General features: G+C 58.9%; 12 protein-coding genes. 1 reads left to right on the top strand and 11 read right to left on the bottom strand.

What is annotated here, in order from left to right; all coding sequences use genetic code 11:
- Positions 1-150: 150 nt before the first annotated feature.
- Positions 151-1062, top strand: a complete 912-nt coding sequence (locus tag Q674_RS29425) for an acyltransferase (protein WP_036199233.1) — start codon at positions 151-153, stop codon at positions 1060-1062.
- 12 nt (positions 1063-1074) lie between these two features.
- On the opposite strand, the gene Q674_RS29420 is transcribed toward Q674_RS29425, so the two are convergent.
- From Q674_RS29420 to folX, 11 genes are all read right to left on the bottom strand, one after another.
- Positions 1075-1272: a hypothetical protein gene (locus Q674_RS29420; RefSeq protein WP_011787196.1), complete on the bottom strand. Its 198-nt coding sequence runs from the start codon at positions 1270-1272 to the stop codon at positions 1075-1077.
- Between the two features lie 61 nt (positions 1273-1333).
- Entirely contained in the window at positions 1334-3316 is a 1983-nt protein-coding gene (locus tag Q674_RS29415; RefSeq protein ID WP_023008711.1) for a ribonuclease R family protein, read from the bottom strand.
- A 71-nt stretch (positions 3317-3387) separates the two neighbouring features.
- On the bottom strand, positions 3388-5106 hold the full coding sequence (locus Q674_RS29410; protein ID WP_023008710.1) for a GGDEF domain-containing protein: 1719 nt from the start codon (positions 5104-5106) through the stop codon (positions 3388-3390).
- Positions 5107-5242: 136 nt separating this feature from the next.
- Positions 5243-5692: a DUF411 domain-containing protein gene (locus tag Q674_RS29405; RefSeq protein ID WP_023008709.1), complete on the bottom strand. Its 450-nt coding sequence runs from the start codon at positions 5690-5692 to the stop codon at positions 5243-5245.
- Positions 5693-5809: 117 nt separating this feature from the next.
- On the bottom strand, positions 5810-8392 hold the full coding sequence (locus Q674_RS29400) for a heavy metal translocating P-type ATPase (RefSeq protein ID WP_023008708.1): 2583 nt from the start codon (positions 8390-8392) through the stop codon (positions 5810-5812).
- Between the two features lie 3 nt (positions 8393-8395).
- Positions 8396-8830 carry a MerR family transcriptional regulator gene (locus tag Q674_RS29395; RefSeq protein ID WP_014423036.1) on the bottom strand — a complete coding sequence of 145 codons (435 nt, stop codon included), beginning with the start codon at positions 8828-8830 and terminating at the stop codon, positions 8396-8398.
- A gap of 248 nt (positions 8831-9078) precedes the next feature.
- Positions 9079-9399 carry a hypothetical protein gene (locus Q674_RS29390; RefSeq protein WP_022991342.1) on the bottom strand — a complete coding sequence of 107 codons (321 nt, stop codon included), beginning with the start codon at positions 9397-9399 and terminating at the stop codon, positions 9079-9081.
- 53 nt (positions 9400-9452) lie between these two features.
- Positions 9453-11720 (bottom strand): putative bifunctional diguanylate cyclase/phosphodiesterase, encoded by a 2268-nt coding sequence (locus Q674_RS29385; protein WP_023008707.1) that lies wholly within the window; start codon positions 11718-11720, stop codon positions 9453-9455.
- A 58-nt stretch (positions 11721-11778) separates the two neighbouring features.
- A complete protein-coding gene (locus Q674_RS29380) occupies positions 11779-13089 on the bottom strand; it encodes an HD-GYP domain-containing protein (RefSeq protein WP_023008706.1) in 1311 nt (436 codons plus the stop codon).
- Between the two features lie 167 nt (positions 13090-13256).
- Positions 13257-13691, bottom strand: coding sequence for a CoA-binding protein (locus Q674_RS29375; RefSeq protein ID WP_014423007.1), 435 nt, complete (start codon positions 13689-13691; stop codon positions 13257-13259).
- Between the two features lie 13 nt (positions 13692-13704).
- Complete coding sequence (gene folX / locus Q674_RS29370) at positions 13705-14079, bottom strand: dihydroneopterin triphosphate 2'-epimerase (RefSeq protein WP_014423006.1); 375 nt, start codon at positions 14077-14079, stop codon at positions 13705-13707.
- Positions 14080-14097: the final 18 nt, after the last annotated feature.

Raw genomic sequence — 14097 nt, 5'->3', positions numbered from 1 at the left:
GGAGTCAGATAATAGAGTGGATTCATTCCCCCAGCCATGGCAAGACTGTCACATCCGGTCGGCGTTTTGGTCACTTCGGGCCACTGCCCAAGCGGCTGCCAGGTTGCTATGATTGCGGGCTTCGGAAACAACAACCACAACAGGATGCCCATGCTCAGTTTCCTGCCTGCCCCCGTTATTGGCGTGCTTAATTCGCTGCTACTAGGCCTGAACACCGTGTTCTGGTGCCTGCTGCTCTATATCCCCGCGGTGTTCAAGCTGGTGATTCCGCATAAGGGTTTCCGGGTGTTGTGCACCCGCGTGATCATCTGGATTTCGGAGTCGTGGGTGGCCTGTAATACAGGCTGGATGACGCTCACCCACAATACCCGCTGGCACGTGGAAGGCGCCGACAAGCTCAAGCGCGAAAGCTGGTATCTGGTGCTCAGCAATCATCAGAGCTGGGTGGATATCCTCGCCATGCAGCGGGTGTTCAATCGCCAGGCGCCGTTTCTGAAGTTCTTCCTGAAACAACAGCTGATCTGGGTGCCGGTGATCGGCCTGGCCTGGTGGGGTCTGGATTTCCCGTTTATGAAACGCTACACCCGGGAGTATCTGATCAAGCACCCGGAAAAACGGGGCGATGACCTGAAGGCGACCCGCAAGGCCTGTGAGAAATTCCGCTACACGCCGGTGAGCGTGATGAACTTTGTGGAAGGCACCCGTTTTACCCCGGCCAAGCACGACCGGCAGAAGTCACCGTACCAGCATTTGCTGGTGCCGAAGGCCGGTGGAGTGGCCTTTGTGCTGGATGCCATGGGGGATTCCATTGATACCCTGGTGGATGTCACGATTGCCTATCCCGATGGCGCTCCAACGTTCTGGGAGTTCATTTGCGGGCGGGTGCCGGAGATCCGGATGACCATTGATACCCAGGCCATTCCGGAACACCTCAAGGGCAGGGATTACTCTGAGGACGCCGAGCACCGCCGCAACGTCAAGGACTGGTTGGGCGATCTGTGGCGTGCCAAAGACGAGCGGCTGGGGCGAATGCTGGCCCGGCAGGACCAGAACCTCAGCTGATGCTGTACCGGGTCAGTCGTCGTCTTCGACCTGATCCGGGTGTTCCTTCTTGAACCTTTCCCATTCTTCCCAGTCATGGGGAGTACCGGCATGGGGCCGTTTCAAATGCCTGGCATGCTCCATGGCATTGTGGCGCAGGCTGTGGTCGGGCTCTTCCTCTTCTTTGTCGAAGCCGTACTTTCGCAGAAATTCCTGAGGACTGATGGGCATAACACACCTCCTGAAAACAGAAGACCTCTGAACAGATACGGTGTGTCTGCCCGGCTGGTTTTCAACCCTTGTCGTTGGTTCCGGGATTAATGTCCTCGGCCTCGAGCAGTTTGAAGTTGATCTGCCGACGCTCTTCGTCCACACCGGAAAAGCTCACGGTTACCCGCTGGTCCAGCTGGAAGATCCGGCCGTTCTTGTTGTGCACCAGGCGCAGCGTAACCGGATCAAAGCTGAACTTGCCCTCCAGGTCCTTGCAACTGACAAAGCCTTCCAGGCCATTGCAATCCAGGCGCACGAAAAAACCCGATGGCATGGTGCGGGTAATGGTGCCTTCCATCGGATCTGCTGGCAGGCCTTTGGCGTAATCGCTCTTGAGCCAGGCCTCCAGGGTGTTGGCAGCCATGCGGGCGCGGAACTGGGTGGTTTGAAGACTCTCCAGCTGCTGCGGGTTCAGTGCCTTGATGGGTTGATCCCAGAGTGCGGCCTTGATCAGACGGTGCACGTAGAAGTCCGAGAACTTGCGCAGCGGTGAGGTAAAGGTGGTGTAGGCCGCCAGTCCCATACCCTGATGCGGAGCAGGCTCGAACCCCAGTTCGGCCCGGGCCAGTTGGCGCGAGAGAATGGACTTGACCGGCACATCGGCCTGCAGGCCATCGGTGTGCTTCATCAACGCCTTGAAGCCTTCGGCACTGGTGGCATCCAGTTCGGCCAGATGCGGGGCGTAGCCCTCCAGCAGTTTACGGATATTGTCGGCGCGGTCGTCCCGCAGCCCCGGATGCTGAATGAACAGGCCTTGCCCCTGCTTTTCCAGGAAATCGGCCGCACAACGATTGGCCGCGACCATGCATTCTTCCACCAGACGGTGGGCTTCGTTCTGCACCGCCGGTTCTATCACCCGGATTCGTTTATTCTCGTCCAGACGCAACCGGAATTCCGGGCGATCATTGCTCAGTAACGCGTGCTCCGAGCGCCATTTGCGCAGGGCAGTGGCGGCCTGATGCAGCTGGTCCAGGCTGTTGGCGACTGCTTCGGGCAAGGCCTTGATGTCATCGTCTTCCCGACCTTCAATCAGGTGTGACACCAGCTCATAGCTCAGCTTGCCCTGGGAGCGGATGACGGCCTGGCGAAAGCTGTAGTCGCCCAGGCTGCCATCGTTGTTCACCTGCAGGTCGCACACCAGGGCCAACCGGGGTACCTCTGGCATCAGCGAGCACAGGCGGGTGCTGATGGCGTCCGGTAACATCGGCAGTGGCTCACCCGGGAAATAGATGGCGGTGGCGCGGTTAAAGGCTTCTTCTTCGGCCGGGCTGCCCGGCTCGATCATCGCGGTCGGGTCGGCGATGGCGATGGACAGGGTCCAGCCAGTGGCATTCGGGGTGGCCATCAGGGCATCGTCCATATCCTGGGTGCCGGGACTGTCGATGGTCACGTAGGGCTGTTCGGTACGGTCTTCCCGGCCCTCGCGGTGTGAGGTAACGGATTCCTCAGTAAGGGTGTCGGCCTGCTTTTGCACTTCTTCCGGCCAGGCATCGGCCAAATCAAAGTTGGCCAGGGTGAAGGCCCGTTCAATGCCCGGCTCACCGGCCTTGCCGATCACCCGCAGCACCTTCGCCTGGCCCTTGCCGTCCTTGATCGGATGGCGGTGAATCTGGCAGTAGATGAAATCATCGGGCTGGGCGCCCTTGCGTTCTTTCGGCGGAATAAAAATCCAGCGGTTGATGCCCGGGGTTTCCGGTGCCACAAAGTGGCCTTTGCCCTTGATCAGATAGCGGCCCACGAAGGTGGTCAGGTGCGATTCCAGCAGCTCGTCGACAACGCCCTGGGTTTTGCCTTTTTCCACTTCGTGTTCGGTGACATTGACCCGATCACCGGGCAGGACTTTCTGCATTTCCTCGGGAGGCAGAAACACATCCCGCCCTTCATCCAGGGCCACAAAGCCGAAACGACCGTTGGTGGACTTGACGGTACCGGGGAAGACCACCTTGTTCTGTTTGATGTCGGTTTTCAGCTGGCGCAACTGATTGAGAGCGTCGGCGTTGAGCATGAAGAGATAACCTGAATAAAAAAGTGTGTTGCAGCGGAGTATAACGGTTCTGCCAGTGCGAGTCAGATCTGTCAGGCCGGATGAATGGCCTCGCCGGCACCCGTGCGGATACAGACCCGATTCCGGCCGTTGCGCTTGGCCTCGTACAGAGCCTGGTCGGCGTTGCGCAGCAGGACATCGAGATCTTCACCGGGCTGGCAAAAATAGCCGCCAACACTGATGGTTACTGGTGTTCCGGTGCGCTGGCTTTCCTGCTCGACGCTGGCGCGAATACGACAGGCAATCTGCTCCAGCGTGGCGGCATCGCAGGGTGAGAGCAGGACTACAAACTCGTCGCCGCCCCAGCGACCGGGGTGGTCGTAGGGCCGAACCGCCGCTTTCAGCCAGAGCGCAACCCGGCACAGAATCTCGTCTCCGGCCTGATGGCCCTGGCTGTCGTTGATGGCTTTGAAGTGGTCTATGTCCAGCCACAGAAGCCCGAAGCCCTTCTGCTCCCTTTCCGCGCGCTGAATTTCCTCATTCATCACCTCGTCCAGGCCCCGCCGGTTCTTCAGGCCGGTCAGGGCATCGACCCGGGCCAGACGCTGCAGTTCTTCGGTGCGGTGGGCCACCTTCTGTTCCAGCTCGCGGGTGGTATCTTGCAGGGAGTGGGACATTTTTTCGAAATGATCCACCAGGCGGCCGATCTCGTTGTCCGGTTTTGGCAGGTAGGGAAGATCAAAGCGACCGTCCCGTAACCGGTGCACGGCTTCCTCGAGGCTGATGACCGGGCGCAGAATGCGGGACTGTATGATCTGGTGGAACAGCACCAGGGTGACCAGCAGGCTGACCAGAAACACCGCTACCAGAGGCCAGAGATAGCTCCGGGGGATCAGTGTGTTCAGGTCCAGCAGGGTAATCTCAAACCAGCCAATGGCGGGCAGAAAGGCCACGCCGGCCAGATGCTTGCGGCCATCCACCGACACAAACCCGCTTTCCACCGCGCCATCTTCGCCATTACGCTGTTTGAGCATCTGCAGCATGCCCAGAATCTGCTGTTTGTCCTGGGGATCGTCGAACAGTAGATCCACGGTGTTTTTCTGGCCTTCGGGTTTGATGATGGTGGCAAAATCGATGTAGTTGCGATCGCGATACAGCTGGATGGCGCCGTTATAGTCCACGAACAGGGTGGTAATGCCGTCCTGGCCGATGTCGACAATGTCCTGCAGAAAGTCGTCCAGATTCAGGCCGGTACCCACCATGCCGACGATGTTGTTGTCGGCATCGCGCATGAGCACGTCTATCCACAGCTTGGTAACGCCCAGTTCGGTATCGGGATTGACGTTCAGGTGAAAGTCGCGGCCTTCGTCAATGAGCTGGAAGAACCAGGCATCGTCGGGTTTGTCCGGGCTCAGCACATAGCGGAACTGGTCGCCGGCGTAATCGTTGGAGGCGTTGTTGTAGTAGTAATGACCATTGGAGCGGAGGGCCACAAAATAGCTGTTATCCCGGAAGTTGCTGCGGAAACTCTCCATCTGGCGGATGGCCTGGTTTTCCAGCGCGGGGTCTTCCGGTGACTGGGCCCACTGAATCAGTGTGGAGGAGCGGGCCATTTGCCGGGCCAGCCCGATTTCCCGCTCCAGGGACTGCAACAGTCGGGCGCTGTCATAGCGTACCTGGATCTCGGCGACCTGCTGGCCCCAGCGTTCAATAATATCTTCCGATAATGCCCGATAGGCCAGCCAGGAAGCGGTTCCTGCCGCTATGATCAACAGCGCGGCCAGCCCGAGAATGCGGGTTTTGAGGCTCAAAATGTGTCCTTGCCAATCGTGTTCTGAATCTATACTCCATCATAGAACAGAGCGGGGCTATCGTGTAGAAAAAATAGGCAGACTTTGGGCGCAGACTTGCAATCTGCGCCCCAGCCCAGCCTCGCAGGCACAACCATCAGTTGTGTTGGTTGAACACCCGCGTCTGGCCCTGGTCGTTGAACAGAATAACCTTGTAGTGATCTTTCCGGTCGCCCATCTCCATACCCGGAGAGCCCGCCGGCATACCCGGTACGCTCAGGCCGGTGGCCTTGGGGGCTTCCGCCAGCAGGCGCTTGATGTCGTCTGCCGGCACATGGCCTTCAATCACATAACCGTCGACAAAGGCGGTATGGCAACTGCCCAGACCCGGAATCAGCCCGGCTTCGGCTTTGATCCTGCCCATGTCGTCGCTGTTGGTGGCGGTGACATCAAAACCATTTTCTTCCAGATGGTCGATCCAGTCGCCGCAGCAGCCGCACGTGGGGGATTTGTACACATGAATGCTTTGGGCCGCACCGCCGGCAAGGGCGGTGGTGCTGAATCCCAGGGCAGCCATCAGGCCGAGGGCAAGGGTGTGTCTTCTCATGGTGATTACCTCAGTGATGTTGATCGGAGTTGTCCGAGTTAGAGCCGGAGAGCCAGAACCACCAGACAATGGCAGCCATCAGGGCGAGACCACCGGCATTGACCAGAAATGTTGTCATCAGTTCCGCTCCTCTGCTGATACCTGGGGTTGGCTGGTCTTGAACAGCCGCAGCCGGTTGGCGTTGGAAACCACCGTCACTGAAGACAGCGACATGGCGGCGCCGGCCAGGATCGGACTCATCAGGATGCCCCACACAGGGTAGAGCAGGCCGGCGGCCACCGGAATACCCAGGGAGTTATAGATAAAGGCCCCGAACAGGTTCTGGTGAATGTTCTTCACCGTTGCCCGGGAGATCTCGATGGCGTCTGGCACCCCGTGCAGGGAACCGCGCATCAGGGTGATGGACGCACTTTCAATGGCCACGTCGGTGCCGGTTCCGATGGCAAAGCCGACGTCCGCAGCTGCCAGCGCCGGGGCATCGTTGATGCCATCCCCCACCATGGCCACCGTGTAGCCTTTACCCCGCATTTCGCTGACCACTTCGGCTTTGTCCTCCGGCAACACCTCGGCCCGGTAGTCATCGATGCCGGCCTTGGCCGCAATGGCCTTGGCGGTGGCATCGACATCGCCGGTGACCATCATCACCTTGATGCCAGCGTCGTGAAGGCGCCGGATGGCAGCCTCGGAATCCGGTTTGATCGCATCTGCCACGCCGATGACACCCAGTACTTGCTGGCCCACCGCCAGGAACAGCGGCGTGCCGGCTTCCTGGGTAATGGTTTTGGCTGCATCATCCAGAGCCTCGACAGACAGCCCTTCGGTTTCCAGCCAGCGCCGATTGCCCAGGCGTACCGGTTCGCTATCAAGCTTGCCTTGCACACCTTTGCCATTGAGCGCTTCAAAGCCGGAGACCGGTTCTGGCTCAATATCGTTCTCACGAGCCCTGTCCAGAATGGCTTCTGCCAGCGGATGCTCGGAATGCTGCTCCAGCCCGGCGGCTAATGCCAGCAGGCGCGTCTCATCGCCGTTTGTCGCGTGCACCCGGGTTACCGCCGGATGGCCCTCGGTAATAGTGCCGGTTTTATCCAGAATCACCAGATCGATTTTTCCGGCAGTCTGCAAGGCATCGCCCTGGCGAATCAGCGCACCGTACTCTGCTGCCTTGCCGACACCCACCATCACCGACATGGGCGTGGCCAGCCCCAACGCGCAGGGGCAGGCAATGATCAGTACCGTGGTGGCGGCCACCATCATGTGCACCACCGCCGGCTCCGGCCCGACGTTGTACCACACCAGCGCCGACACCACGGCAATCAGCATCACCGTGGGCACGAACACCGAAGAAATCTTGTCTGCCAGCCGGCCAATGGCGGGTTTCGAGCCCTGGGCCTTCTTCACCAGCTTGATGATCTGGGCCAGCGCGGTCTCGCTGCCCACCCGGGTAGCTTCATAGATAATCGAGCCGTGGGTGTTCAGAGTACCGGCCGAGACCTCATCGCCTTCTCCCTTGCCCACCGGCATGGGCTCACCGGTCAGCATGCTTTCATCAATGCGGGTGGAGCCTTCGGTAATCACCCCGTCCACCGGCAGCTTCTCGCCCGGGCGCACCCGGATGCGGTCGCCTTTCTGAACCTCTTCAACGGGAATATCCTGTTCCTGGCCATCGCGGATCACCCGGGCCGTTTTCGCCCGCAAATCCAGCAGCCGGCGCACCGCTTCCGAGGTCTTGCCCTTGGCCCGCAACTCCAGGGCCTGGCCCAGATTGATCAGGCCAATGATCATCGCCGAAGCCTCGAAATACACATGGCGCGCCATCTCCGGCAGCGCCTCCGGCGCACTGGCCACCACGATCGAATATAGCCAGGCGGTGCCGGTACCCAGAGCAATCAGCGTGTCCATATTGGCGTTATGATGTTTGAACGCCTTCCAGGCCCCGGTGTAGAAATGCCCGCCGGTGGCAATCATCACCCCCAGAGTGAGAATGCCCAGATTGATCCAGGTAAGCTGATTGGCCTCGGTCACCATCATCGACCCGAAGCCCATGCCCCAGATCATCAACCCAAGGCCCAGCCCCAGACTGATGGCCATCTTCACCAGCAGCACCTTGTACTGCTTCTTGTCCTCTTCCTGCTTGCGGTCGTCGGCGGCATCCGCGTCTTCAATCACCCGGGCACCATAACCCGCACTCTCCACCGCCTGCACCAGCGCCTGCGGATCGGCATCACCGCTGGCGGTCGCGGTGCTGTCCGCCAGATTCATATGAGCGTGAGTGACACCGGGGACCGACATCAGCGCCTTCTCAATGGTATTCACACAGGATGCACAGGTGGCCCCGCTGACCGCCAGCGCGATCTGCCCGTCGCCGGCATCCGATGGCTCGACGTCGGCCGAGGGAGCTGGTGTATCCAAGTCCGGCGCCTTATCAGCGGCAGAATTATCCTTTTTGGATGCGCAACAACTGCCGATGGGTTCGTTATGAACCAACGGCTCCGCCGGGTAGCCAGCCTCCGTTACTATCCGTGCCGCCTCGGCGCTATCCACATTCTCAGGGAGGGCCACGGTCTGGTCTTCGAGATTCACCTCCACCCGCTCGGTGCTCCCGGTCAGCGGTTCCAGAGCATGACGAATCTTCTTCGCACAACCCTGACAAGAGGCGCCGGAAATACTCAGCGCTGTTTTCAGAACCGATGCTTCACTCATTACTCAAGACTCCTCACAGCAGGATGATGACGAAGGATCATCCCAATGTTCGATTAACCGACAAATCGTATGTCCATCCGGCGTACCATCGGGCATGTCCTGCCAGGTGGACAATGCCGACACCATCCGCGCCCGCAACTTCTGCAACTCCGAAATCTCCCGCTCAACCTCCGCCAGCCGCTGCTGGAACACATCCCGAACCATCGGGCAGGGCGAATGATGATCGTCCGCCTGCTCCAGAATCTGCCGTATCTCCGGCAGAGAAAACCCCAGCTGCCGTGCCTTGCGGGCAAACCGTAACCGGCGCAGATCCTCGGCATCGTATTGCTGATAGTTGTTGTCCGGGTTCCGTGTCGGGCGCAACAAGCCCTCCCGGGTGTAGAACCGGACGGTATCCGGGTTAACCCCGGCGGCGGTGGCGATTTCTTTGACTTTCATAAGCAATGTCCAGCAAAAAACGAAGACCAGATACCGGGAAACCACGGATCAAGTCAGCGGAGTGCTGGTGCGGGGGTAGCCCTTCCGAAAATGTTCGGAGCCATGGATGGCGGAGACAAGCGTACAAGGATGTACTCGCAGCGGTTTTCGGAAGGGCTACCCCCGTGCCGGCACGGCAAACTCACTACGTTGAAGATTAGACTAAAACCTGTGACCAACTCACAGGTCAAAGGTTTTCGGAGAGAAATTCAGGAAGAGGCGTTTTTCGAACGCAGAAACACACCACAGGACTTGCACTGATCCGGCGCCATCAGCTTCGCCTGCCAGCCAATTTTCACGCCACAGGCAGGGCACCTCAGCCGCAACTGCAGAACCACAATCGGCGCCACCAGCAACGCCAGCAACACCCCCAGCGACCCCCAGTCATCGCCGGACGACAGCCCCAACTGACTGCTGAACACCAGCACCACAATCAGCGCCACAAACGCAAACACAAAATAATTCCGGTTCCACCGCTCCCAGCGGCGAAGCTGTGCATCCTGCTCCAAAGTCAGATATCTGGCCGACATAATGCTCTCGTGACAAACCGTTGAAAGTGAAGTGTGGAGTTCTGGCCCGGTAATTACAAACCGGAATCCACGGGCAGGCCCGGGATCAGAATACCCTCGGCCAGTGCGCGCTCAAGATCGGCCGCCGGAATCGGCCGGCTGATCAGGTAGCCCTGGGCCAGATTGCATCGGTGCGCTTTCAGGAAGTTCAGTTGCTCCTCCGTCTCGACGCCTTCAGCCACTACCTGAATGCCCAGGTTGTGGGCCAGATTGATCACCGCCCGGGTAATCACTGCATCATCGTGGCGCTCAGTGACATCGGTAATGAACGACCGGTCAATCTTCAGCAGGTCGACCGGGAAATCCCTCAGATAACCCAGCGACGAGTAACCAACCCCGAAGTCATCAATCGCCAGATGCACACCCAACTGGTGCAGCTGGGATAACTGATTGAGGTTGTGCTCGATGTTCTGGATAAAGATTTCCTCAGTCAGTTCCACCTCCAGCCGGGACGGATCCACCGCCTCCGATGCCAGGGTTGAACGGATATGGTCAATCAGGGAATCATCATCCAGTTCGCGGCCGGACAGATTCACCGCGACTCTCAGGTGCTCACAGGGCGTGCCTTTCCAGCGCGCCAGTTGACGGCAGGCGGCCAGTACCACCCAGCGGCCAATCTCGGTAATCCGGCCGCTTTCCTCAGCCAGCGGAATAAACTCCACCGGAGGCAGGAGCCCGCGAACCGGGTGTTGCCAGCGAATCAGCGCCTCGACACTGTTGATCTCGCCGGTGTCGAGATTGAGCTGGGGCTGGAAGTAGAGCACGAATTCATCATTGGCAAGCGCCTGGCTCAGGTCACGGTCCAGCTCAAGACGCAGCACTTCGCGGTCCTGCATGCCCTCGGTATAGAACTGGTACGTATTACGGCCCTGCTCCTTGGCCCGGTACAGGGCAATATCGGCATTGCGCAACAGCGTATCCGCGTCCAGACCACTCTGGGGATAAACCGCCACACCCATGGTCGCGGTAATACTGTGAGCCTCGCCCTGCACCTCGAATGGCGCGGCGAAACACTGCTTGATCTGGCCCAGCAGGTGAATCACATCGTCAATGTCATCGACCTGTTGCTGACACACCATGAACTCGTCACCACCGGAGTAGGCGACCAGTACCCGCTCATTGCTCAGCCCGTTCAGGCGTTCAGACACCTTGATCAGAAGCTCATCCCCGAACTGATGCCCGAGGGAATCGTTAAGCATCTGAAAGCGGTCAAGATCCAGCATCACCAGGGCGATCTGGCGCAGCTGTCGATCGGCAATGTTGATGGTATGCGCGAGGTCTTCCATGAAGAAGCGGCGATTGGCCAGACCCGTGAGGGTGTCGGTCGACTCCAGCCGTTCCAGGTCCACCTGCATCGCAACTCGCTGATCGATTTCCTGTTCCAGTTCTTTCCGGGTTTTGAGCAGAGCCTGGTTGCGCTTCAGGATGAGTTGCACCAGCAGGGTAGTAAGGCTGGTGAGCAGGCCCATCAGAAGCAGGCTGGTAAAGGTCATGGTAGGCCAGCTGCTGCGCTGGCCTTCGACCCATTGTCTCGAAGGCGTGAGTGTCAGTGACCAGTCCAGGGAAGGCAGGTTGATCGGAACGGTGTGGTTCAGGGAGTTATCAAGGTCCGACGAGGTGTTCAGCAGATAACTGGTCTGGTCACTCTGGGTGATGGTGACCTGGAACTGTTCAAGAACCCGCCGGGTCAACATTTGTTCTGCCAGCGTATTCATTCTGAAAACGCCAGCCATGAAACCGTTATTGGCATCACCCCGCCCGACAGGATGATAGATCACCAGACCCTCTCCGCCCTGTCGGAGGTCAATGATGCCGGAAATATCGTACTGTCCGGAGGCTGCAGCCCGCGATAGCGCCGCTCGCCGCTGTTCGTTGAACGCGACATTGAATCCGATGACATCGCTGTTGCCGCTCAGGGGTTCCAGCCAGCGGATGATGTAATTCCGGTCAATCCATTCGATGGCCTGGTAAACCCCGAAGTCTCTCAGATAATTGCGTGCATCCTCACGCCAGAGCGCCTCGGTCTGGGATGGATTGGCCTGCATGCGCATGGCCATACGACTGATGGCATCGAGGTGCACCATGAATTCTCGCTCAAGGTTGTTGGCGAGTGCTCTGGCTTCATTGCTGAGATTGGTCTGGATCTGGTGGGTATTCTGCTGGATCAGGCCAACCCGGAGCCCGGAGGCAATACCCAGAAACACCAGGAAGATCAGAACCGGGAAAACCGGGCTCATCAGCGCACGAACGACCAGTCTGATGGATGTCTCGGGTTTCTCCACATCATGCTCCGGAGTGAGTGGGTTCTGGATACCTGGGTTAACGGCAGGCTCGCGCTGATTATGAATGATTTGCAACGCTCTTTGCCATTAGCTGTTCGATCCGACCCCTAAGGGATATCCCGAAAGCGCCGTCAGGTAAAGCCCTGGTGATTTCCCGAGTGGTGTGCTCAAGCCCCATCTGCTCACCGAGGTCCACGACTCGCGGCGTGACCGGCTTTTTCGAGGGATCCAGCAGTAACTCAACCCTCGGTTTGAGTTTGCGCCCGGGGTGCGTACTTACTACCAACGCGACTTCTCCTGTGCTCAGTTCGACCAGGCTGCCCGGGGGATAGATACCCATCATTTTGATAAAGGCCTCGACCATATCGGCGTCGAATTGCTGCCCCCGGTTCTTGAACAGAATCCTTACGGCGTCGGCCGGTGACATGCCATCGCGGTAACACCGGTCGCTGGTCATGGCATCGTAGGCGTCGACGATTGCAATCAGGCGGGCAAACCGGCTGATCTGCCACTCCGGCAATTGTTGTGGATAGCCCCGGCCGTCGATGCGTTCATGGTGATGCAGGGTCACATCGCTGATGATCGGGTCCAGGCTTGGATCCTGCTTCAGGAGCTCATGGCCCAGGGTGGTGTGTTTCCGCATTAACTCATATTCCCGGGGGGACAACGGCCCGGGTTTGTTGAGGATCTCGTCCGGTACCCTTAACTTGCCGATATCGTGCAGCAGCCCGCACATGCCGGCCACTTCCAGATCGTCCTCCGGCAGCCCGAGGAAACGGGCGAAGGCTACGGTAAAAATGGCGACGCGCAGGCAATGTTCGGCGGTGTAGGCATCGCGGTTCTTGATTCGTGCCATCCAGAACATGGCACTGGCGTTGGCTCTGATACTGTCCACGCAGGAGCGGATCAGCGGTCGGGCAGACGCCAGTTCCAGATCGTTATGCTGTTCGATGTCGCGAATCACCTTTTCCACGAACTGCTGGGTTCGGCCCCAGGCATCGGCAGCCCTGGGCAGTTCCTGTTCGAGGGTACGGGTTTCCTCTAGGGGCTCGGTGGTGCGTTGCTTCAGGTGGGGGATCTGATCCAGAACCGGAGCCAGTCTCTCGGCCTCGTCCTCGACCACGACCCAGGCGCAATACTGGCGCAGTATTCGGGCTTCGACGTCGGATTGCAGAGTGAACCCCTGGAACAGAACCGGGACCTCGGTCCAGGGCCGGTCAAGCTTGACCACTTTCATGCCGGGCTGAAGCAGGTCCACGGGCAGACGCACCCGTTCCAGTACAACGTCTGTAGACGCTTTGGGAGTGCTCTGAACATCGCGGCCTTTAGCGGCGGCTCTGGACTTGCCTGGTTTACTTCGGAACCACATGGTCCTGCCAGTCTTCGAATTATTGTTCAGAGAGTATGTCAGACTGTCGCAATTGGTAACAGTTACGATCTGAAACTGTGATCTGGCTCTTGATCCAGCTCAGCTTCGGCAGCCGGTTTTCATGCCGGCTACCGATATCAGTCATGCACCAGGGACAGTAAGACAGGTCAGCGTTTGGCCGGGGTGCGTAGGCCGTGCCGCGGTATTTCCTGCTTGGGGCAGCGATCCATCACCACCGTCAGGCCGGCGGCTTCGGCACGCTGGGCGCCGGTTTCATTGATCACACCAATCTGCAGCCAGAGCACCGGAACCTTCTGCTCAATGGCCTGATCGATCACGGCATCGGTACGCTCAGGAGCCAGGAAAAGTTCCACCATATCCACTGGCTCTGGAAGTGTGGCGAGGTCTGCATAGACGGTTTCGCCCAGAACCTGCTGACCGGCCAGGCGCGGGTTAACCGGAATCACCCGATAGCCCTGGTGCTGCAGGTATTCCATCACTTCATGGGAGGGCCGGTTGGTCTTCTCGCTGGCACCCACCAGGGCGATGGTATTAACCGATTCCAGAATCTCCCGGATCTGTTCGGGGCTGTTGCTGGGCATAATGCAGATTCTCCTAGTCGCGACTGGCTTCCAGAGTCACGGAAACCGATTCTGCATAACGTAGCGCATGGGGCTTGTCGATTTCTACCTCGGCCCAACGCACGGCGCCATGTTCCATGACGATGGTCAATACTTCGTGGGTCAGGCGCTCCAGCAAGGCGAACCGCTGGCCGTCCACATGGGCGATAATCTGCTTGGTAATGGTCCGGTAGTTGAGCGCAGCAGAGATTTCATTGCGCTCGATAGCCTCGGAGGCATCGTAGGTCAGGCAAACGTTAATCACCACATCCTGCTGGTTGTTGATCTCTTCTTCCTTGATGCCGATATAGGCACGCAGCAGAAGATTCTTGATCTGGACACGGGCCAGTGGTTTCTGGGCGTTCGCCATAACAACTCCCTGGAGTCA

This window comes from Marinobacter sp. EVN1 (assembly GCF_000475375.1).
Classification (GTDB): Bacteria; Pseudomonadota; Gammaproteobacteria; order Pseudomonadales; family Oleiphilaceae; genus Marinobacter; species Marinobacter nauticus.
The sequence above is the reverse complement of the archived record's forward strand: the minus strand, read 5'-3'. Positions and strand labels throughout refer to the sequence as shown.

Coding starts and splice junctions, on each gene's coding strand:
- Q674_RS29425 (WP_036199233.1), top strand. CDS start 151: ATGCTCAGTTTCCTGCCTGCCCCCGTTATTGGCGTGCTTAATTCGCTG.
- Q674_RS29420 (WP_011787196.1), bottom strand. CDS start 1,272: ATGCCCATCAGTCCTCAGGAATTTCTGCGAAAGTACGGCTTCGACAAA.
- Q674_RS29415 (WP_023008711.1), bottom strand. CDS start 3,316: ATGCTCAACGCCGACGCTCTCAATCAGTTGCGCCAGCTGAAAACCGAC.
- Q674_RS29405 (WP_023008709.1), bottom strand. CDS start 5,692: ATGAGAAGACACACCCTTGCCCTCGGCCTGATGGCTGCCCTGGGATTC.
- Q674_RS29400 (WP_023008708.1), bottom strand. CDS start 8,392: ATGAGTGAAGCATCGGTTCTGAAAACAGCGCTGAGTATTTCCGGCGCC.
- Q674_RS29395 (WP_014423036.1), bottom strand. CDS start 8,830: ATGAAAGTCAAAGAAATCGCCACCGCCGCCGGGGTTAACCCGGATACC.
- Q674_RS29390 (WP_022991342.1), bottom strand. CDS start 9,399: ATGTCGGCCAGATATCTGACTTTGGAGCAGGATGCACAGCTTCGCCGC.
- Q674_RS29380 (WP_023008706.1), bottom strand. CDS start 13,089: ATGTGGTTCCGAAGTAAACCAGGCAAGTCCAGAGCCGCCGCTAAAGGC.
- Q674_RS29375 (WP_014423007.1), bottom strand. CDS start 13,691: ATGCCCAGCAACAGCCCCGAACAGATCCGGGAGATTCTGGAATCGGTT.
- folX (WP_014423006.1), bottom strand. CDS start 14,079: ATGGCGAACGCCCAGAAACCACTGGCCCGTGTCCAGATCAAGAATCTT.